This window comes from Confluentibacter lentus (genome assembly GCF_002806995.1).
Taxonomy (GTDB): Bacteria; Bacteroidota; Bacteroidia; order Flavobacteriales; family Flavobacteriaceae; genus Confluentibacter; species Confluentibacter lentus.
Genome location: NZ_NIHE01000005.1, coordinates 226,914 through 248,018 on the forward strand (window position 1 = coordinate 226,914; position 21,105 = coordinate 248,018).

At 34.0% G+C, this 21,105-nt stretch carries 23 protein-coding genes; 7 read left to right on the forward strand and 16 right to left on the reverse strand.

What is annotated here, in order from left to right; all coding sequences use genetic code 11:
- Position 1: 1 nt before the first annotated feature.
- From CDH50_RS11245 to CDH50_RS11255, 3 genes are all read left to right on the forward strand, one after another.
- Positions 2-751, forward strand: coding sequence for a rhomboid family intramembrane serine protease (locus CDH50_RS11245; RefSeq protein ID WP_100612365.1), 750 nt, complete (start codon positions 2-4; stop codon positions 749-751).
- Position 752: 1 nt separating this feature from the next.
- Positions 753-1,622, forward strand: a complete 870-nt coding sequence (locus CDH50_RS11250; protein ID WP_100612366.1) for a rhomboid family intramembrane serine protease — start codon at positions 753-755, stop codon at positions 1,620-1,622.
- Between the two features lie 133 nt (positions 1,623-1,755).
- Positions 1,756-2,781, forward strand: a complete 1,026-nt coding sequence (locus CDH50_RS11255; RefSeq protein WP_100612367.1) for an endonuclease/exonuclease/phosphatase family protein — start codon at positions 1,756-1,758, stop codon at positions 2,779-2,781.
- Positions 2,782-2,900: 119 nt separating this feature from the next.
- On the opposite strand, the gene CDH50_RS11260 is transcribed toward CDH50_RS11255, so the two are convergent.
- From CDH50_RS11260 to CDH50_RS11295, 8 genes are all read right to left on the reverse strand, one after another.
- Complete coding sequence (locus CDH50_RS11260; protein ID WP_100612368.1) at positions 2,901-3,209, reverse strand: DUF6122 family protein; 309 nt, start codon at positions 3,207-3,209, stop codon at positions 2,901-2,903.
- Entirely contained in the window at positions 3,206-3,832 is a 627-nt protein-coding gene (locus CDH50_RS11265; RefSeq protein WP_100612369.1) for a WbqC family protein, read from the reverse strand. Before CDH50_RS11265 ends, CDH50_RS11260 begins: the two co-directional genes overlap by 4 nt.
- Positions 3,833-3,844: 12 nt before the next feature.
- A complete protein-coding gene (locus CDH50_RS11270; RefSeq protein WP_100612370.1) occupies positions 3,845-4,207 on the reverse strand; it encodes a four helix bundle protein in 363 nt (120 codons plus the stop codon).
- Positions 4,208-4,245: 38 nt separating this feature from the next.
- On the reverse strand, positions 4,246-5,829 hold the full coding sequence (gene lepB, locus CDH50_RS11275; protein WP_100612371.1) for a signal peptidase I: 1,584 nt from the start codon (positions 5,827-5,829) through the stop codon (positions 4,246-4,248).
- A gap of 66 nt (positions 5,830-5,895) precedes the next feature.
- Positions 5,896-6,600: a 4-hydroxy-tetrahydrodipicolinate reductase gene (gene dapB, locus CDH50_RS11280; protein WP_100612372.1), complete on the reverse strand. Its 705-nt coding sequence runs from the start codon at positions 6,598-6,600 to the stop codon at positions 5,896-5,898.
- 7 nt (positions 6,601-6,607) lie between these two features.
- The gene (locus CDH50_RS11285) at positions 6,608-7,171 is read right to left on the reverse strand and encodes a DUF5683 domain-containing protein (protein ID WP_232732004.1); all 564 of its coding nucleotides are present in this window, start codon (positions 7,169-7,171) and stop codon (positions 6,608-6,610) included.
- A 43-nt stretch (positions 7,172-7,214) separates the two neighbouring features.
- Positions 7,215-8,126 (reverse strand): ParB/RepB/Spo0J family partition protein, encoded by a 912-nt coding sequence (locus CDH50_RS11290; RefSeq protein WP_100612373.1) that lies wholly within the window; start codon positions 8,124-8,126, stop codon positions 7,215-7,217.
- Positions 8,127-8,129: 3 nt separating this feature from the next.
- Positions 8,130-8,894, reverse strand: coding sequence for a ParA family protein (locus tag CDH50_RS11295; RefSeq protein WP_100612374.1), 765 nt, complete (start codon positions 8,892-8,894; stop codon positions 8,130-8,132).
- A 213-nt stretch (positions 8,895-9,107) separates the two neighbouring features.
- Between CDH50_RS11295 and CDH50_RS11300 the strand changes: the two genes are divergently transcribed.
- On the forward strand, positions 9,108-11,876 hold the full coding sequence (locus tag CDH50_RS11300) for a M16 family metallopeptidase (protein ID WP_100612375.1): 2,769 nt from the start codon (positions 9,108-9,110) through the stop codon (positions 11,874-11,876).
- 78 nt (positions 11,877-11,954) lie between these two features.
- Here the strand turns inward: CDH50_RS11300 and lpxD are convergent, their stop codons facing one another.
- Positions 11,955-12,947 carry a UDP-3-O-(3-hydroxymyristoyl)glucosamine N-acyltransferase gene (lpxD, locus tag CDH50_RS11305; RefSeq protein WP_100612376.1) on the reverse strand — a complete coding sequence of 331 codons (993 nt, stop codon included), beginning with the start codon at positions 12,945-12,947 and terminating at the stop codon, positions 11,955-11,957.
- A gap of 70 nt (positions 12,948-13,017) precedes the next feature.
- Positions 13,018-14,190, reverse strand: coding sequence for an LETM1-related biofilm-associated protein (locus CDH50_RS11310; RefSeq protein WP_100612377.1), 1,173 nt, complete (start codon positions 14,188-14,190; stop codon positions 13,018-13,020).
- Positions 14,191-14,340: 150 nt separating this feature from the next.
- Here CDH50_RS11310 and CDH50_RS15335 point away from each other — a divergent pair, with 150 nt between their 5' ends.
- The 3 genes from CDH50_RS15335 to CDH50_RS11325 all read left to right on the forward strand — a co-directional run bounded on the left by CDH50_RS15335 (position 14,341) and on the right by CDH50_RS11325 (position 16,943).
- Positions 14,341-14,991: a DUF4331 family protein gene (locus CDH50_RS15335; protein WP_100612378.1), complete on the forward strand. Its 651-nt coding sequence runs from the start codon at positions 14,341-14,343 to the stop codon at positions 14,989-14,991.
- Positions 14,992-15,014: 23 nt separating this feature from the next.
- Positions 15,015-15,569, forward strand: coding sequence for a DUF4331 family protein (locus tag CDH50_RS15340; protein ID WP_100612379.1), 555 nt, complete (start codon positions 15,015-15,017; stop codon positions 15,567-15,569).
- An 81-nt stretch (positions 15,570-15,650) separates the two neighbouring features.
- Positions 15,651-16,943, forward strand: coding sequence for a tetratricopeptide repeat protein (locus CDH50_RS11325; protein ID WP_198513487.1), 1,293 nt, complete (start codon positions 15,651-15,653; stop codon positions 16,941-16,943).
- Positions 16,944-17,124: 181 nt separating this feature from the next.
- Here CDH50_RS11325 and CDH50_RS11330 read toward each other — a convergent pair whose 3' ends face one another.
- The 6 genes from CDH50_RS11330 to CDH50_RS11355 all read right to left on the reverse strand — a co-directional run bounded on the left by CDH50_RS11330 (position 17,125) and on the right by CDH50_RS11355 (position 20,922).
- Positions 17,125-17,910, reverse strand: a complete 786-nt coding sequence (locus CDH50_RS11330; protein ID WP_157804977.1) for an alpha/beta fold hydrolase — start codon at positions 17,908-17,910, stop codon at positions 17,125-17,127.
- A gap of 91 nt (positions 17,911-18,001) precedes the next feature.
- A complete protein-coding gene (locus CDH50_RS11335) occupies positions 18,002-18,823 on the reverse strand; it encodes an alpha/beta hydrolase (protein ID WP_100612381.1) in 822 nt (273 codons plus the stop codon).
- Positions 18,824-18,988: 165 nt separating this feature from the next.
- The gene (locus tag CDH50_RS11340; protein WP_100612382.1) at positions 18,989-19,261 is read right to left on the reverse strand and encodes a DUF4242 domain-containing protein; all 273 of its coding nucleotides are present in this window, start codon (positions 19,259-19,261) and stop codon (positions 18,989-18,991) included.
- Between the two features lie 248 nt (positions 19,262-19,509).
- Complete coding sequence (locus tag CDH50_RS11345; protein WP_100612383.1) at positions 19,510-20,070, reverse strand: helix-turn-helix domain-containing protein; 561 nt, start codon at positions 20,068-20,070, stop codon at positions 19,510-19,512.
- 254 nt (positions 20,071-20,324) lie between these two features.
- Positions 20,325-20,627 carry a HigA family addiction module antitoxin gene (locus CDH50_RS11350; RefSeq protein WP_100612384.1) on the reverse strand — a complete coding sequence of 101 codons (303 nt, stop codon included), beginning with the start codon at positions 20,625-20,627 and terminating at the stop codon, positions 20,325-20,327.
- A gap of 13 nt (positions 20,628-20,640) precedes the next feature.
- Positions 20,641-20,922 carry a type II toxin-antitoxin system RelE/ParE family toxin gene (locus CDH50_RS11355; protein WP_100612385.1) on the reverse strand — a complete coding sequence of 94 codons (282 nt, stop codon included), beginning with the start codon at positions 20,920-20,922 and terminating at the stop codon, positions 20,641-20,643.
- Between the last annotated feature and the right edge of the window lie 183 nt (positions 20,923-21,105).

The following is a 21,105-nucleotide window of genomic DNA, read 5'->3' on the forward strand; positions in this document are numbered from 1 at the left end:
TATGATGAGGATTTCAGATACCGTGAAACATTTAATAATCATTAATGTGATTATGTTTGTTGGTACGTTAACAATTGGTCAAGGTATTTTATTTACGGATTGGTTTGCTATGTACTTTCCACAAAATGAATCGTTTAAATCTTGGCAAATCATCACCCACATGTTTATGCATGGTGGTATTATGCATATATTTTTCAATATGTTTGCTTTATGGATGTTTGGTTCCCCAGTGGAATATTACCTTGGAAGTAAACGATTTTTGTTTCTTTATATTTCTGCTGGTTTAGGTGCTGCTGCTCTACAAATTGGATATTATTATGTAGAATATTTACCTGCGTATAATAACTTGATAAATTCAGGATTAACTTATGACCAGATTTCGGAAATGTTATCTACAAATAAAGTATTGCAAGGCATTAATCAAGCTCAATTATCTGAACTGCAACAGATTTTCCCCATTTTTAATGCCTCCATGGTAGGAGCATCTGGTTGCATTATGGGTGTTATGGCGGCGTTTGCTATGATGAATCCCAATGCGGAATTGATGATGATTTTCTTGCCAATTCCTATAAAAGCCAAATATTTTATCCCTGGTATTATTATTTTGGATTTAATTTCTGGTGTAACGGGCCAATCGTTTTTCAGTCCGAGTAATACGGCTTATATGGCTCACGTTGGCGGTGCCTTAACCGGATTTTTAATTATGTGGTATTGGAAAAAAAATCAGTTTAATAGAAATCGTTGGAATTAGTATGACATCTCTCTCTCAAGATATAAAAACTAAGTTGGCACGCCTCAATGTGTTGGAAAAAATCATTGTCATTAATGTCATTGTTTTTCTGTTTGGTCTTGTTTCATCAATAGTATTTGGTAGTTCAAGAAGTGGTAGCTTAAATTGGTTGGAATTACCAAGCGATTTTGATGTGTTTATCTTAAAACCTTGGTCTGTTATAACTTATGCCTTTGCGCATTACGATTTTATGCACATCCTTTTTAATATGCTGTGGCTTTATATGGTAGGGCAATGGTTTCTTAATTTGTTCAATCCGAAACTGGCATTAAACGTCTATTTTTTGGGGGCTATTAGTGGCGGACTCCTTTTTATGGTTTGCTATAATTTGTTTCCTAACTTGCTGGTAACATCAAGTTTGGTAGGTGCTTCAGCGTCGGTTAGGGCGTTGCTCATTTTTCTTTGTGCGTACATGCCAAATAAAGAACTTCGGTTTTTTACTTTCAATCTTAAATTGTGGTATTTTGGTCTTGCTATTGTTGTTTTTGATGTGATTGGGCTTTTCGGACTTAACACAGGGGGAAATTTGGCACATTTGGGGGGTGCATTACTTGGTTATTTTTATGCAAATCAATATTTAAAGGGACATGATATAGGCAGAGGTTTTGGAAAGTTTATGGATGCCATTGTTGATTTTTTCAGTTTTTCAAAAAAATCGCCTTTAAAAACAGTCCATAAAAATAAAAGTAAAGTTGGTGGTTATACTAAAGCTGATTTTAATGAGTTTAATCATCAAAAAAAGATTGATGTTATTTTAGATAAAATCAGTAAAAGTGGTTATGATAGCTTAACTGCTGAAGAAAAGGAATTTTTATTTAGAGCGGGGAAATGAGGAGGAAGACGGATGGCCGAAGACCGAAGATAGATGATAGACCATATAATTGGGAAGACCCAAGATTTAAGACCAAAAACCTAGAACCAAAAACCTAGAACCCAAAAGAGCTGAGTAAGTAAAGCACTAAAACATGAAAAAACTAAGTCGTTTTGATAAAATCATATTTGTTTTAAATATCATTGCGGCTACTTTATTATTGTTATCTTACATATTACCATATTTGCCTCCAAAGGCATTTTTTGTACTTTCTGTGCTTAGTTTGGGGGTTTCTGTACTTATCATCATCAACGTGTTGTTTTTTATGTATTGGTTATTCAAACTAAAAAACCAACTTATAGTGTCATTAACGGTTCTTGTAATTGGGTACATAACGTATGGGTCTTTTTATAAATTTTCATCCTCTAAAAATATTGATAATACCAATAATATTAAAGTGATGAATTACAACGTCAGGTTGTTTAATTTATATGAGTGGATTCCCGAAGATAGTATAGATACTAAAATACTGGATTTTATTAAAAAAGAATCACCAGATATTTTGAACATTCAAGATTACCATCCCAATCCGGACTTGGATTTTTCTTTTTTTAAATACAAATATGAAAAGCTATCCGGGAAGAAATTAAAAAGCGGACAGGTTATTTTTTCCCAATATCCCATTATAAATTCAGGGTCTTTAGAGTTTCCAAATACGGCCAATAATGCCATATTTGCTGATGTTGTAAAGGGTAAGGATACCATTCGGATTTACAACATTCATCTTCAATCGTTAAAAATTGATACCAATGTTGAAAAACTAAAACAAGAAAACACCTCGTATCTTTTTAACCGTGTGGGTTCAACGTTTAAGATGCAACAAGTACAAACAGAGCTTTTTTTAGCGCATAAAAAACAGTGCCGATACAAAATGATTATTACGGGCGATTTTAATAATACGGCTTATTCGTATGTTTATAGAAGTATTAGAGGCGATTTAAACGATACGTTTATTGAGGCAGGGAATGGATTTGGAAGGACTTATGATTTTAAGTTTTTTCCTGTAAGAATCGATTTTATGCTAGCGGATGAAGCGTTTGCCGTCAACGGATTTAAGACTTATAATCAGAAGTATTCTGATCATTATCCGATTATGACGAAATTGAGTTTGGAGGATTAGTTTCTAATTTTTTATCTCTGTCACACTGAGCGAAGTCGAAGTGTATATGATTAAAACTTAATTTTAAATATTTCTACCTACGTAACAAATCAAAAAATTCGCGAATTCGTGGCGACTTCTCACATAAAAGAACAATCCACCACATCGGCTATCATATGAATCACCAATCCCAAAGCCACTAATCTAGATTTTTTCGGAATTAAAAGAAATACATAAAACGTCATAGCAAAATAGGAGTGAAGCGGATGAAATCCAATACTACACCTGTTCGGGTCAAAAATGGGGGTTGCTAATAAGTGGTCCAAATCAATTAAAATGCCAGCTAGCATGATTAAAAAAGCATATTTCCATTGCGATTTATACCAAATTAATGCCACAAAAAGCGGTAATAATAGATGACATCCGTAATGGGCAAACGTTTGTATCATGATAAAGGAGATAAGGTTTGGGATTCTAAATAATTCAAGGTATTAGGTCCTTCATTAAAAAGTAAATCCAGAATGCTTAAATTATTTATAAAACCATGCTTTTCTTGAAAGACTTGGTTATAGGTTTCAAAAGGCTTTAAATACTCTTTTTTGGCATCTACCAAAAATCGGTAATCGTTTGTATTTTCAATGTTTTTTTGATAGACTTCTGTTTTTGATGTGTTTAATTCCAATTGTAAACAATCACAAATCGTTTCAAAACATTTAAAATTGAAATCTAATATAAAGTCGGCTTTTTCTTGAAATAGTGGTTGAAGCTCATCTTCATAATACTCAAAAAAAGGCGATGTTCTGTAAGCAGACAGTAGCGATTTCCAATGATGGTCTTGCCATTTTTCTGCATTGAAAATTTTAACATCTCTATATTTCTGACGATTTTTTTGAGTATGAATGACGGGAATGTTCAACGCTAACTTTCCATTGGCTCCATATATATAACAACGGTTTCTATAGGTTTGCTTTAAGAAATTATCATCAACCTCAAACACGACTTCATCGGCGTTTGCCATAGCTACAAAATGCGCCAAGTTTGGGAAGTATGTTGGATGTAATATAATGTTCATTTGTTGATGCGTTTATTCGTTTATTTGATAGTTTCTTAACGCATTCAACTTATTAGTTATACTTTCAATTTGTTTTCTAAAAGCGGTATATTCTTTTAAATCAATAAAATCTAGTTCGTAAGAAATTATAATTTGATTTAAAACTTCAACAGCAGAACTAAAAGCCATTATTGTAAAATGGGCTTTATCTTTATTAGTTTTTCTTGCAGAACCTTCAGCTATATTTGAACAAATAGAAATAGAAGCTCTTCTTAATTGAGAAGTTAATCCAAATTTTTCGTCAGGTGAAAATTTACTGGTAATTGTATAAATATCTTTTGAAAGCTTTTTTGCTTCAACCCAAACTTCTAATTTTTCAAAACTATAAGTGTGCATTTTCAATCGTTATATCAACAAATCAACAGATAAACAAATCAACTATTCTTTCTAGCTCTCCACTTGTTGAAACCAATAAAACCAAATAAAACAACTAAGAAAGGTATGAAAAAAGAGATTGGTTTTCCACTACCATTAACAGTAGTAAACATGCGTTCCCAACGAATTTTATTAAATCCTTGACCGAAACTATTCCAGCTCATCCAAATAAATACAGGTTTTCCAACCACATGGGTAAATGGTACCAACCCCCATGCTCTAGCATCTAAAGAGTTATGGCGGTTGTCTCCCATCATCCAATAATAGTCATATTTAAATGTGTATGATGTGGCAACATTACCATTAATATAGATTTGGTCATTTTTCACTTCCAATGTATTGCCTTCATATTCAGAAATGGCACGTTTATAAAGCGGTAGCACTTTTAAATTAATATCAATGGTCTTTCCAGCTTCTGGAATGTACAACGGACCAAAGAAATCATTGTTCCAATTATATTGTGGGTTATGGGGAAATATGCTTGGGTCTCTTTCTCCTTTTTCTTGGATATTAGGTGTGATACTAACGACATTAGGATTGTTTTTAAACTTTTCTAAAGCTTCGTCTGAAATAGCTCGGAATAAATAGGTGTTGTTATTATTAATAATACCAAAAGCATCCGTAATATCATATCTATTTGCCATAAACATAGGGTCAAATTGACTTGTTTTGGGCTGTACATAATAGCTGAATTGTAAATGTGCTCTGTCTGGTAGTACATTTTTTTTACCATTGATATACACATAGCCCGCTCTTACTTCTAAGGAATCACCAGGAATACCCACACAACGTTTTACCAAGTTGGTTTTTTTGTCAATAGGTTTATAATAATTTCTATTTGGTTGAAAATTATTCATATCCAGCAAGGTGTCTGCGGGTTGATTAAACACCACAATATCGTTTCTCTTTATTTTTTGGAACCCAGGAATTCTTAAATAAGGGAGTTGTAATTTGTTCATCCAAGAATCACTGCCTTTATGGTCGTCAAATAAGTAAGATTTTATATTTAACTTAGGAATGGTATCATGAACCATGGGCGCTCCAACGGTTGTCATTGGTACTCTGGCACCATAATGAAATTTGCTGACAAATAAAAAGTCGCCCACCAACAACGATTTTTCTAAAGACGATGACGGAATGGTAAATGGTTGGATAAAATAAGTATGTACAATTGTGGCTGCAACAATGGCAAATAAAATGGAACTTGCCCATTCCCCAGAGCTCGATTTTGGGTGTAAGCTTCTGTCTTTAATATGCGCAACATTGGTAAAATAATTCAAGTAATAATTATAAAAGCCAAATGAGATGATGGCTAAAAACGTATCTATAGGTTGGTTTTTTCCAAAACTTCTGGCAGTTTCTACCCATATTACAATAAACATAATCAGGTTTACTACAGGTAAGAACATTAAAATAACCCACCACCATGGTCTGTTTATTATTTTCATCAGTATTACACCATTGTAAACAGGAACAAAAGCTTCCCAAGCTTGTCTACCTGCTTTTTGGTACAATTTCCATGTTCCCAAACCGTGGATTACTTGAATAATTAAAATAAAAAGTAACCATTGTGTTAGCGTCATAATCGTAATTTTTAATTTTTAAAGTTAGTGTGTTGGCATAAAAACATGTTACACATTTGTAACGGATTAACCAATATTTAACACATCGTTCATGGTAAATATACCAGTTTTCCCGACAATCCATTCAGCCGCAATTACAGCACCAAGTGCAAATCCACCTCTATTGTGTGCTATGTGCTCAATAGTAATGGTATCCACATCGCTTTCATAAGTAACTGTATGGGTTCCAGGAACATCTTCTATGCGCTTTGCAATAATAGGAATTGTTGTGTCATTTCCTTCATGCAATGCCCAATTTTCATAAGTGTTGTGTTTGGCAATAATATCGTTGGCGAGAGAAATAGCCGTTCCGCTAGGGGCATCCAACTTTTTTGTATGGTGAATTTCTTCTAAAGATATGTTGTATTGCTTTAAATTGCTCATCATTTTAGCGAGCACTTTGTTAAGCTCAAAAAAGATGTTCACGCCCAAACTGTAGTTTGAAGCATAAATAAATGCTCCTTTTTTTTCTTTACAAAGGGCGATGGCTTTATCATAATCATGTAACCAACCCGTAGTTCCAGAAATAACGGGCACTTGATGGTTCAAGCACATGGAAATATTATTAAAAGCCACATCGGGGATACTAAAATCTATGGCGACATCGGCTTTTGTAATATCGTAGGCGGTATCATCTTTGTCAACTTTTAAAACAATCGTATGTCCGCGTTTTATAGCTATTTGCTCAATGGTTTGTCCCATTCTTCCGTATCCAAGTAAAGCTATTTTCATGTCTTTTTTAAAATTTAAAATTTAAGGTGAGTCCAGTCTGACCTTTTCCATCGATTTCATTCAAATGGAAATGTGGTGCCAACGACAGATTTTCATCAATATTATATTGCATCAAATGGGCATCAACATTGGCATCGATGATGTTCAATGCATAAAGACCAACGGTAATTAAAATGGAAAGGTCTTTGTTTCTTCTGTAAAATTCTTGCCCACGCTCTAAACCTTCAGTGGTGACTCTTGGATTTGTTAATGGGTTGCCTTGAGCATCAAAATAGAATTCATCATTTTTAAAACCAGCCAGCCTACTTTTATAAGCATCACGGTATCTATTGTATTCTTTATTATTGGTCGTATAAAAATAAACCCCTGTACCTATAGCACCTAACACAATGGGTATTTTCCAATATTTTTTATTGTAAGCTTGTCCTAATCCAGGCAAAATAGCCGAATAAAAAGCTGCTTTTGCAGGTGCGAGGGCGTCAATGGGCTCTCTAATAACTACAGTTGAATCTATAACGACTTCTTTTGGTGGCGGATTTGTTTTTATTGAATCCTTTTCTTGAGCTATCAATGAATGACAAAACAAACATGAAAACACACAGATTGCCAGACATTTATTTAGCACCTTCAACTAATTTTTTTAAACGGTTAAAATCTTCTTCGGAATGAAAAGGAATGGTGATTTTTCCTTTACCATTGCTAGAAACTTTAACGTCAATTTTGTGTCCAAAGTATTCAGAGAATACGGGAATGGCATTTTTTATGAAATTTGGAACATCTTGATTTACAGTATTTTTAGACGGTGTTTCAATGTTTTTAGAAACATTAAAGTTACGAACAAGTGCTTCGGTATCCCTAACGGATAACTGTTTTTCCAAGATTTTCTCGTAAATATTCAATTGGATTTTTTGGTCTTCAATATTAATAATCGCTCGACCATGTCCCATGGAAATAAAGCCATCTCGAATACCAGTTTGAATAATAGGGTCCAACTTAAGTAAGCGAAGGTAATTGGTGATGGTTGAACGTTTTTTACCAACACGCTCGCTCATTTGTTCTTGCGTTAAATTAATCTCATCAATCAATCGTTGGTAGGATAAAGCAATTTCAATGGCATCTAAATCTTGACGTTGAATGTTTTCAACTAAAGCCATTTCCAATGATTCTTGGTCATTGGCAATTCTTATATAAGCAGGAATGGTTTCTAAGCCAACAATCTTGGAAGCCCTAAAACGGCGTTCCCCAGAAACTAATTGGTATTTGTTAAATCCTGATTTTCTAACGGTTATGGGTTGTATGATGCCCAATTCCCTAATGGAAGACGCTAATTCTAAAAGAGATTCTTCACTAAAATTGGTTCTTGGCTGAAATGGGTTTACTTCAATAGCATCCAAATCCAGTTCAATAATACTACCAATAACCTTATCGGCATTTTTATCTTGAACAGATTGTATGTCGTTGCTAGGGTCTTTTAAAAGAGCGGACAAACCTCTACCTAGAGCTTGTTTTTTGAGTGCCTTAGCCATAATTTAAGCGTTTTTATCAATAATTTCTTTTGCCAAACTTAAGTAATTACTAGCTCCTTTACTAGATGCATCATAATTAATTATATTTTCACCATAGCTAGGTGCCTCACTTAAACGTACATTACGTTGAATAATGGTTTGAAATACCATATTGTTAAAATGTTTTTGAACCTCTTCAACAACTTGGTTAGACAATCGCAAACGTGCATCATACATGGTAAGTAACAACCCTTCAATGTCTAATTCTGGATTATGGATTTTTTGAACGCTTTTTATGGTATTCAACAACTTGCCCAAACCTTCCAATGCAAAATATTCACATTGTATGGGAATAATAACAGCATCGGCAGCAGTTAAGGCGTTGAGAGTTAATAAGCCTAGCGAAGGGGCACAGTCTATGATGATAAAATCATAATCGTTTTTAATATCTGCCAATGCTTTTTTCAGCATGTACTCGCGAGCTTCTTTATCAACAAGTTCAATTTCAATAGCTACCAAATCGATGTGCGACGGAATAATGTCTAGATTAGGCGTATTTGTTTTTATGATGGCTTCTTTGGCGGTACTTGAATGTTCTAAGAGTTGGTAGGTACCTATTTCTATGGATTCAACATCTATTCCTATGCCAGAGGTTGCATTTGCTTGAGGGTCAGCATCAATAAGTAATACTTTTTTTTCTAAAACACCAAGAGAAGCAGCTAAGTTAATAGATGTTGTTGTTTTTCCAACACCTCCTTTTTGGTTTGCAATGGCAATAATTTTACCCATCAATGATTTGGTTTTATTAGCGGTAAAAATACGATTATTTATGAGGAATAAAAACCGAACTTATTAATATTAGATGAGTTTTTCAAAACGCTCAGTTGCTCATGCATTTTGACGATGTTATTGCTTTTGTTAAAATGTAATAAAATTCATAATTTTTATTTCGAATTAAGAATATAAATTTTATATTTATAAAAATTAAAAAATAGATTAAATATGAAAAAAATCAATCAAAATCTTAAATCTTTTGTGCTTTTAGTGATGCTAATAATCACATCCATTACGTATGCACAAATCAAGGAAACAGCAACTGTGGAAGGTATCACAGAATACAAATTGGAAAATGGATTGAAAGTCCTTTTGTTTCCCGATAATTCATCGCAAACCATTACCGTAAACATAACCTATTTGGTAGGATCGCGCCATGAAGGTTATGGGGAAAAAGGCATGGCCCATTTATTGGAGCACATGCTTTTTAAAGGCTCCACAAACCATCCCGATATTCCAAAAGAGTTAACAGCTCGTGGGTCTAGGCCTAATGGAACGACGTATTATGACAGAACAAATTATTATGAAACTTTTAATGCTAATGATGAAAATTTGGATTGGGCATTGGATTTGGAAGCTGATAGAATGGTGAATTCATTCATCGCCAAAAAAGATTTAGAGTCGGAGTTTTCAGTGGTAAGAAATGAATTTGAAATGGGAGAGAATTCCCCATCTAATGTATTAATGGATAAAGTCATTAGCTCGGCATATTTGTGGCATAATTATGGAAATACAACCATCGGCAATCGGTCAGATATTGAGCGTGTGCCTATTGAGAATTTACAAGCTTTTTACAAAAAATATTATCGTCCAGATAATGCCATTCTTATGATTACGGGAAAATTTGAGAAAGATAAAACCTTGGCATTGATTGAAAAGAAGTTTGCAGGGATTAAAAATCCAGATACACCGTTAAGGGATATCCCAACTATTGAGCCAGCTCAAGATGGTGAGAAACGAGTAACATTAAGCCGTATAGGGGATTTACAAATACTATCAGCACTTTATCATATTCCGGCAGGCTCGCATGAAGATTATGCGGCCATGGAAGTTTTACAAGATATATTAATGAATCAGCCTTCAGGCCGATTATATAAAGCATTGGTTGATGGAAAAAAGGCGGCTTCGGTATGGTCTTATTCGCCATTTACAAAAGAACCCTCATTTTTATATTTTAATGTGGATGTACCTTCCGATAAATCGTTACAAGAAGCAGAAACTACTTTATTATCAGCACTAGATGGTTTTAAGGAGGCACCAATAACTGATGAGGAAGTAAATAGGGCCAAAGCCAATTTGTTAAAACAATATGACCAAATAAGTAGAAATTCTGCCTATTTGGGTACTTATATGAGTGAGTTTATTGGGGCGGGCGATTGGCGTTTATCTTTTATTGTTAGGGATCGAGTTGAGAACATGACTGCCGAAAAAATGAATGCTGCCATTCAACGCTATTTAATAAACACCAATAGAACGGTTGGGAATTTTATTCCTAGTAAAGAACCCATTCGTATAGAGATTGAGCATACGGAAGGATTGGAAGCTTTGGTTTCAAACTATAAAGGGAAGGAAGGTTATGATGCTGGTGAAGCCTTTGATGTGTCTTATGAAAATATCCAAAGCAGGTTAAATTCGGGAACACTTCCAAAAAGTCCCATAGAATATGGCTTCATAAAAAAGGATAATCGTGGTAAAGCGATAACCTTAAGATTCATGGTAAGAACTGGTAATGTGGACGATTTTATGAATAATGGTATGGTAGCTAGCTATACGTTGCGTATGTTGAATAAAGGAACAAAAAATAATTCCAGACAAGATATTCAAGATAAATTGAGTGCTATTAAGTCATCTGTCTTTTTTAATGGTGCCAATGGTAAAGTGGCGGCTACTATTAACACGACTGAAGAGCATTTGAATGAAGCTTTGGCATTAATGACCGATATGCTGAAACATCCAAAATTCGATGCTGCGGAATTGGAGAAATTGAAAATCCAGGATTTGGCTGCCATTGAAGAAAACAAAACAGATCCGAATTATTTGGCAAGTAAGCAATTAAGCCTTTTAAATCAACGTTATCCAAAAGGACATCCGCTTTATGTAAGAACGATAGAAGAAGACATTGAAGCTATTAATGATATTTCTATTGAAAAAATACAAGCGTATTACGATACGTTTTTTGGTATCTCAAATAGTGCCACATTAGTGGCCATCGGTAATATAAATGAACAAGCCTTGAAGGATTATTTTGAAAAGGAATTTGCCGACTATAAATCTGATAAACCTTATACGCCAATTTCAAATAAATTTGTAATCAATAAAGTGGCTAATGAAAAAATTAAAACACCAGACAAAAAGAATGCTATCAGTATAGGTGTTTTAAATGCAGAAGTTAGTCAAAATGATGAAGACTATGCAGCTTTACAAATAGCCGCAGATATTTTTGGTGGAGGTGTTTTAACGTCTAGAATAACCACGCGTTTACGACAAAATGATGGAGTGAGTTATGGGGCTGGCGGACAGTTAAGTGTAGATGCTGATAAAAATGACAAGAATTCATCAATTTTGGTATATGCCATTTATGCACCAGAAAATGCAGCGAAAGTACAAGCCGGATTTAAAGAAGAAATTGACCGTTTTATAAAAGATGGAATTACTGAAGAGGAATTAAAAGTGGCGGTTACGAGCTGGGTACAAGGCGGAAATGTCTCACGTGCAAAGGATGGAGAGCTTACGGAAATTATCAACAACAATTTGCATTATGATAGAGATATGATGTTTCATAAAAGTATTGAAGATAAGGTAACCAGCTTAACGGTTGAAGATGTGAACAACGTGATAAAAAAATACTTTAAACCACTTGATAAATGGACGCTGGTTAATGCAGGTGATTTTGTTGAAGATGCCGATATAAAAAGCACGGATAAAAAAGTAGATTAGTTATTTTAAAAACAAGAAAAAAGCCAGATTTAAATTTAAATCTGGCTTTTTTTATTATCATTTATTTTGAACAAAAATTCAACTTTTACATAAGCGCTTCATGGTTACCCATTGTTTTAGCATGTCTCTGGCTTCTTGAGCTGGATACCCCAAAACCGTTTGACCAGCAGGAACATCCCCTATAACGCCAGAACCTGCACCTACCGTCGCACCAGAATGTATGGTCGTATGGTCTTTTATGGAGGCACTACCCCCAATAATCACTCCATCTCCCAAGGTCACAGAACCTGCCAATCCGCTATGCCCTGCCATGATACAAGAGCGTCCCATAATACTATTATGCGCTATTTGCACCAAATTATCGATTTTGCAACCATCACCTATGATGGTTGAGCTAAACTTAGCACGATCCACACACGAGTTGGCGCCTATCTCAACATAATGACCAATAATAACATTGCCTATTTGCGGTATTTTTGTTAATCCTCGTCCATCATCACTTGGGCGATACCCAAATCCATCAGCACCAATACTCACATTGGTATGGAAAATACAATGACTTCCTATAACGCATCGCTCCCGAATTACTGTTCCGGACCAAACAATAGTAAAGTCCCCAATAATGGTTTCGTCAAACACACATACATTAGGGTATAAAATAACATTTTTTCCCAAAACCACATCTTTGCCTATATAACAATTGGCACCTATTTTACAATCTTTGCCTATGGTAGCGGATTTATGAATAACAGCAGTAGGATGAATATCAACAGCAAATTCAGGGGAATCAGGGTTGAAAAGTTCCAATACTTTTGCCATTGCCAAATCGGCATTCTTAACTTTAATTACCGCACAATTTTCTTTGGGCTCTAAAGTTAAATTGTCGTTTATAATTACAGCACACGCTTTTGAGTCTTCCCAATGTTTTATATATTTTGTATTTCCTATGAAAGTAATTTGGTTGTTGGAAGCCTTTTTTAGTTCTTCAGGGCCTGTGATTTTTTGTGTGGTATGTCCAACTAATTCGCCTTTTAAAACGTCGTTAATTTCTTTAATGGTATAAGACTTCATAATTGGTATTTAGATTAGTTTGGTTAGATTGTGGTAAATCTAATGGAAATATTTTTAAAAAAGCATTTAACTAATCGTCAATTCTATTATCATCAAATGCTGAAGGCAATAATTTGGGAATGAATTTTATAACCAAAGGCAACAATAGCGCTCCGCCCGGAAGCATGAATATGGCCAAACTTGGTATGGATTTAAAAATATCCAAGAGCTGTTCCTGTACTTTTTTTTGTTCTTTTGGGCTCAAGTCTCTTACGGTAGATTGCGTAAGCAGTACCATTAATTCCTTACTGTTTTTTAACTCTTGGTACAAACGTTTGCTATTTCTGGTAATGAGTTTCATAACCATTTTGCTAGAATTGTCGTAAAAACTATGGACAATGTTTTTGGAGCTCAACAAGGCAATATCATTCTTATGCTTGGTGTAAAATTGATTGATGGCCAAAATAGATTCATTAATTCTTTCTGGTGTAATGTGTAAATCCATACCTAGCTGAACCAAAAATTGTTGTTCTTTTTTATCAATTTTTAAATCGCTCCAAGTAGCCATGCAAGCTAAATCCAGAACATAATAGGTCTCAGTTGAATTTCTAATATAACTAATGGCATCTGGGTATTTTAAATGTGTATCGTCATGATACCTTAATGAAGCATCAAAAAGTTTTATCAAACTTTCGTCGTATTGGTTTTTGTTTTTTTTAGAGTTTAAGGCATCTAATGAAATAGATGCAATAGACGCTTCTAGATTTTTAATATGGGTTATGGATATATTTTCTTGGTTCAAATATTCTTGATACGCCAATAGGTCAATATATAGCAACGCATTTATAATAAAATAGTTGAAGTTTTTGGTAATGACATTGGTATCTATTTGAATGCGTTTGTTTATGATTTTTTCGAGAAGTTCATGTGGATTTTTAGTGCTCAGAAAATCCTTGAAAAAGGATGTTTTATGCTCATTGATTACTTTGTAAAAATCGACAACGGTTTCAATAAAGTCTTTTTTTGAATTTGAATTCTTATGTAAATAAAGAAGTGATAATAATAAATTGACTTTGCATAGCTCTTCTTCGGTCAAATCGTTTTTATGGATGGTATTGGCAATCACTTCCACATTACTTCCATATATAAAGCCACAGGTCCTTAAGGCATCGTAAAACTCAATGTCACTCAACTCTAAGAATGAATTGTTCTTATCAACGTCTTTGAGTAATTTTTTTATCCAACCATTAGCTGATGGATTCATGGCTTTATCTCTTTTTGCTGCAAAAGTAATGTTTTAGAAGTGAAATTTGCAAATTTTAGTTTTAACAAAATTTTAACAAAACCGATGTTTTCATTATTGCGTAGGTATGTGTGAGAATCGAAAATAACAAATAACAAAATCTCAAAAATCATGAAAAATTTAAAAAAAGTTTTAGGAATTGGAATTATAGCGATAGCTGGATTCTTAGTAGTAGTGGCGGCAGACCATATAGATGCCCCTGCAGTTCAAGGTGGTACTAGTGACATTACCGATTTTTATGCCTTTCAAGGTCAGAATACAAATAATATGGTATTTGTGGCCAATGTTCAGGGCTTGTTAAGCCCAGCAGCAACAAGCAATGCTTCTTTTAGCGAAAATGTTTTAATTGAATTTAACATTGACAACACGGGCGATTTTGTTGAAGATTTGGTAATTCAGGCCATTCCCAGAGATGGTAAAATGTATTTCTTTGGGCCAGTAGCTCCTTCGCAAACAGGCCTCAACAGTACCATTGCCACTACAACGAGTATAGGCGGTGTCGTTGATATCACTACAGGGTCTAATGCCATAGTGTCTACAAATGCGGGGATGAGCTTTTTTGCTGGCCCTAGAGACGATCCCTTCTTTTTTGATTTTGCGCAATACTCTCAAATTATTTCAGGTATGTCACCAAGTTTCAACAATCCAGGGTCTGATACGTTTGCGGGAACCAATGTACTATCTGTTGTTGTTGAAGTACCTAAATCACTAATTGGTGGTTCAGGAACCATAAACACCTGGGTAGAATCAAAAACTAAATAAAAATAACCTTAAAAATTAATATTATGAAAAATATAAAAATAGTAGCAATAGCGGTAACAATTTCGTTAATGGCATTTAATTGTATTGACGACAACGACAATCAATTACCATATACACCAGATTTTTCTGGAACTTATACGCAAGCAGACCAAATGGGTAGACCAGCAGTAAACACCGTTTTTGTGTCTTCTGGAAGCAAGGATATGTTCAACACAACCATACCTTCAGCGCAAAACGCAGCATTTCAAAGCATGTTTCAAAGCAATTTAACAGCTTTAAGTCCCGCTTACGCAAATCCAGGAGATGAGAATGCATTAGGACTTGACGCTGCCGCCTTTACTGGTGTATTGGCTACAGATGTTTTAAATGTGTCTTTAGATGGAACTACCACATTTTATGACGGCACCAATGTGTTAACAGGTCGTAACTTAAGTGACGATGTGATTACCGTAGAATTACTGCTCATCTTTGGTGGCGAGGATTTTACTGAAAATCCAACTTTAACAGACGACCACGTAGATGCAAACGATAAGCCTTTTTTGACCTCATTTCCATATTTAGCTGCTCCTTGGATGTAGTTTAATACCATTAAGTCAGAGTATGCTCCCTACTGGCATACTCTGATATACTACTTATAAAACCTAATAAAAACAACACTTATGAAACGTCATTTTAACCTTATTATATGGACTTTGTTATTATTAATTAACAGTTGTAAAGAAGTTCCTAAAAAAATTACAGATTCAAAAGATTACAATGTGTACTTAACACCAATTGAGAACGAGATGCTGCAATTAACCCAAAAGGATTTTAAATTTTGGGAAGAAAAGCTAGAAAAAGAACCTACACAGTTTCCTTACATGGTTAAAGCTGCAGCATCTCAATCTCAATTATTTAAGGAAACTGGCCATATTGAAGCATTAATTCAAGCGGAACAAAAGTTAATTCAGGCCAACGAAAAAACAAATTATAATATGCCGGGTTATTTGAGGGCTTTAGCTAGAAATTACATCTCTCAGCATAAATTTAAAGAATCGCTCGCATTATTAAAAAAAGCCGAAATCATTGGCGAGGGTTTAAACGGAACACAAAAAATGCTTTTCGATGTGTATTTGGAATTGGGTAATATTGATAAAGCCAAAACATATTTAAGCAAAATTGAAAATTATAATGATTTTGATTTTCTTATTCGTTTATCAAAGTGGAGCGACCATAATGGCGATTTAGATAAAGCTATTTTATACCTAGAAAAAGCAACTCAAATGGTTGAATCGTCTAGAGATACATGGTTAATGCAATGGGCTTATACCAATTTGGCTGATTTTTATGGGCATAACGGACAAATTTCAGAGGCCTACCAGCACTACTTGAAAACCCTAAAATTAAATCCAAATGATGCCTATGCAAAAAAAGGCATTGCATGGATTGTGTATTCTTATGAACGAAATCCGAAAGAAGCATTACGGATTTTAGATTCCATCATGATGCAGCACAAATCGCCAGATTACTATTTGCTAAAAGCTGAAATAGCGGAGTATATGAACGATAATGATGCGAAACAAAACTATTTGGAATTGTATTTTTCTGAGGTTGAAAAAGATGAATATGGTACTATGTATAATGCATACAATGCGATTCTTTATACTGAAGATTTAAACAACATTAAAGAGGCTACCAACATTGCTTTAACGGAAATTAAAAATAGGCCAACACCACAATCTTATGATTTGCTGGCTTGGGCATATTTTAATTATGGTGATGCAAAAGAAGCATTGCAAATTATGGAAGAACATGTGGCCAATAAAACCTATAGCCCAGAAACCTTATTTCATTTGGCAGAAGTTTATAAAGCCAATGGAAAAGTAAAAGAGGCTAAGGATTTAAAGGAAGAGTTATTGAAAAGCACTTTCGAATTGGGACCATTAATGGAACAAAGAATTAATAACATTTAAGAATCATTATGAATTTGGTAAAGAAATTCATTTTAAAAAAGCTTGCATTGGATTGACTATTAATTTGAGGGAGTTAATAGATGAAGTGTAAATTCAATTTTAAGGTAACCTAAAGTGTTGGTTTTGGGTTTTTTGTTAGGTAAAAGTTGCCCGGTTAGTTATATAATCGGGCACTTTCTTTTTATTTAATTTCCCAGCTATCAATTAATTTTTGAATGTATATGGTTGAATCTATGTCGTGGCTAGCATTTGGAATGATGTGTAACGTTGCATTTTTATAATTTTTTAAAAATAGTTCGGCACTTTTAAAAGGTACATTTGTATCGTTTTCACCATGCCACCAGTCCATGTAAATAGCATTGTTTATGGCTGCATATAACGGTTCGGATAAAACATACTTTAGGTCGTTATAAGATGCTTTTATGAACATGTCTTCAGATTCTGAGCCAGCTTGTTTCGCAATTTGATCTAAGTTAGGGAATTTTAAAACAGCACTTTTAAAACCATCATATCCTAATAATAAATTCGTAAATAAATCTTTGGTAATGGCTGAATCGGCAAATTCAAAATAAGCATCTTTAGAAACCATGCCGCTAATGACGCCGCAATATTTCAATTTAAATTTTGAAGCCAATAACATAGCCAAGGGACCACCACCACTTATACCAATAACGGCGTAATCATGTGTTTTTAAGCCAGCATTTTCAGCAAGTTCATAAAGTAGAGTGGCGTTTGTTTCTGTATATTCTGTTCCTCCAAACCCTGGTCTGTTAAACGAGATGAAATTATATTTTGCTTTTAAACTATCGGGAATGAATGTTAAGATATCCGTGGTTGAAGGCGTGCCACCTATAATACAAATAGTTGGTTTTACGTTAGAAGTTTTTTTTGGAGTGGTTTTACAGGAAACATTTACAAGCATTAAGCAAATAACGCACAAATAAATAAATTTGAAAAAACGAGTCATTTAAAAAAAGTTTTAAAAAAAAAGATGTATTTATTTAAAACGATTAGTAATTATTTTTGTTACAAATATTATGAACTTCATATATAATAAGTTACTGTCTTTTAAAAGTATCATTAAAGAAAACCAGTTGGTATTTAATAGCATTGGCCCAATAATTCCAATTATGTGCGCCTGGTCTTTCTATGTAATCGTGGGCTATATTTCTTTCCACTAATAAATCATGAAGGCGTTTGTTATCATCAAAAAAGAAATCGTCATACCCGCAATCTATGATGATTTTTAAATCGGCATCCAATAAATAAACTAAGTTGATAACACTATTTTTTTCCCAATTCTCTTTGTTCTCAGGATAGGTCCCTAAGCGTTTTTTGATGTCCCAGTTGTTGGGAAACGGACGAATATCTACACCACCACTCATACTACCCGTAGCACCAAAAACATCTTGATGTTTAAAGCCAAGATATAAAGCACCGTGTCCACCCATACTTAATCCTGTGATGGCACGTCCATTTTTATTAGGTATGGTTTTGTAATTTTTATCAACAGCTTCAATTAATTCTGTAGAAACATAGGTTTCATATTTCATTGTATTATCAATTGGGCTATCAAAATACCAGCTGGTAACGCCGCCATCTGGACAAACAATAAGGATATTAAAATCGTTAGCATATTTTTTTATTAATGGCGCTTTAGAAATCCAATCTTTAAAATTTCCTCCTGCACCATGAAGCAAATACAATACAGGTAGGTTCTCATTTTTACTGGCATAATTATCAGGAGTAATGACCATATTTGGAATATTTTTATTCATGGCTTTACTAAAAACCATTAAGGTGTCCACCTGAGATGTTACTATGTTTATAAAAAATAGATGGATGATTAGTAATAGAAGTGTTGTTTTTAATTTAGTCATAATGGTTTTTTTGGTTTAGTTTATATGGTTGTTGTGTCTTAAAATAGGGCAAGAGGTGATTTGTGGATTGCAATAATATTCACCAAAATAGAATCGAGAAGTTGATACAATGCACGGACTTATTAATTTTCCCGCCATTTCTAGCTAATTTTAAAAAGATAAATTTTACTCAGCTGTTGTTGGGTCAATAATCGTTGCTACTTTACTAACTGAATTTGCTGGAAATCCACCTTGTTTTGCATGTTCACGAACCATTTCTTCATTTGGTGCATTGTAAACACAATAGATTTTGTCAGCTGTAACATAGCTATGAACCCATTGAATTTGGGACCCCATGTTACTTAATACCCCACAAGATGTTTGAGAAATACTTTTTAGTTGTTCGGAAGTTAATGTTCCTGCTCCAGGAATCTCTCTTTCAATTACAAATTTTGGCATCGTTTTAAGTTTTATGATTTTGCCTACTCTGGTCGGTTTTCGGCATCTCCGCTATTTCTATTATAAGTTCTATTTGTTACACAACTACACAAATATACCCAAAACGGCTTTTGATTGGATTGGTTTTTTTGGAAATTTATGTGTTGTGGAAAGAATAATAAGCTGTCCTTAAATGCCCTATTTGTTGTTTTTGATAAGTTTTATTAGAACTTAATTTTATATCAATTGTGTTTTGGTTTTTTAGATTACTAAATATTTTGAATGGTTATCCTTCTTTTTTCTTTCAATGCTTTAAAATGCGATGGCGTTAAACCCGTTACCTTTTTAAACTGTGATGATAAGTGCGCCACACTGCTATAATTTAGTTTATTTGCAATTTCAGAAAAGGTATCTTCTCCAAAAATAATCAACTCCTTAATCCTTTCAATTTTTAAAGCAATAATATATTGTTCAATGGTTGTGGCTTCAACTTCTGAAAAGAAATTTGCTAAGTATGTGTAACTGTGATTCAATTCTTCGCTTAATAAAACAGAGAACTTAATATTAGGCCTATTCTCTGAATCGGAAACATATTCAACCATTACTTTTCTAATCTTTTCAATTAATACGCCTTGCTTTTTTTCTAACAACTCCATACCTGCCTTTTTGATTTGGGTATTCAGTTTCTTTTTGTCCTCATCACAAACATCTTCTTTGGTTTCTATTTCCCCTAATTCAACTTTAGCTGGCGAGATACCAAGTTCATCTAAGGCATCTTTAACAAAAATTTTACAGCTCTCGCAAGCCATATTCTTTACATATATTTTCATGAATTATTTCTTTTAATTATTTATTGCACAAATACTAGTGCTAACCATTGCTAATTGAGTGCGTATAACGCTTGTGGCTTTGGTTTCGTGGCGTTAGAAGACTATTGATCTTAGTAAAGATACAATTAACGTTTATTTTTACGAGTTTTTTTCGAAGAATAAGAGTGAAGTGAATCGGCGCAAGCAAAATAAGGAAACCTTATAATGAAAATGCGGGTTGAAACTGAGCTAATTTTTTTAAAATCAGTTCTTTGTTAGGCAACGTTTTTATTTTCGTAGTGTTTGATCTCGTTCAGTTCCGATTTTTTCGATTCCTTTTCCTCCTCAATGTCGAAATCGTCTTGAAGTCCGAGCCAGAATTTTGCAGAATTCCCAAAGTATTTGCTTAATCGCAAGGCTGTGTCCGCCGTAATTCGTCGATTTCCCTTTATGATTTCCGAAATTCGAGTTTGCGGAATTTTCAAGTCCTTGGAAAGTCGGTATGCGGTGATTTCCAATGGCTCAAGAAATTCGTAATTCAAGATTTCTCCAGGATGTACATTTGCTAACTTTTCCATTTTTTTTATTTTTTTAATGATAATCGATTATTTCTACTTCGCTTGCGTTTCCTTTGTCCCAAATGAAAATAATCCGCCATTGTTTATTAATCCGAATGCTATAGAATTCGCCCAATTTTCCAGTCAGCTTTTCCAGTCGGTTTGAGGGTGGAATTCTTAAGTCAGCAATATCTTGCGAGTTGTTCAACATTCTCAATTTCCGACGTCCAATATTCTGAATTTCAATCGGCATTTTCTTGACTCGGATTCCGTTCCAAATCTGTTCGGTCTCTTTCGAACCAAAGGAAATAATCATATTTTCGCTTTACGTTACTAACGTCAAAGATAAGTAAATATTTTAATTTGTAACGGATTTTCTCAAATGTCTCGTCCTGAAATATGGCTACAGGTTAAAATTGATTTTACGCTGTTAATTTGTATACCATATTAGGTGTTTTAAAGTCTAAAGATAAATGTAATCTTATTTCGTTGTACAAAT